The 214-nt window shown below is 54.7% G+C and carries 1 tRNA gene; it reads right to left on the bottom strand.

From position 1 onward, the window contains the following. Positions 1 to 65: 65 nt before the first annotated feature. A tRNA-Ser gene (locus HOP45_RS20520) sits at positions 66 to 158 on the bottom strand. Positions 159 to 214: the final 56 nt, after the last annotated feature.

Below are 214 nucleotides of genomic sequence, written 5' to 3'. Positions count from 1 at the left end.
GAACCCGTGTTACTGCCGTGAAAGGGCAGTGTCTTAACCACTTGACCAACGGGCCATATTTTTACTGGCGGAGAGCGAGGGATTCGAACCCTCGAGACCGCGGTAACGGTCTACACGAATTCCAATCGTGCTCCTTCGGCCAACTCGGACAGCTCTCCAATATGGCTCCACCGGCAGGATTCGAACCTGCGACAAATCGGTTAACAGCCGATTG

Source organism: Thalassobacillus sp. CUG 92003 (genome assembly GCF_013618635.1).
GTDB lineage: Bacteria > Bacillota > Bacilli > Bacillales > Halobacillaceae > CUG-92003.
The sequence above is the reverse complement of the archived record's forward strand: the minus strand, read 5'-3'. Positions and strand labels throughout refer to the sequence as shown.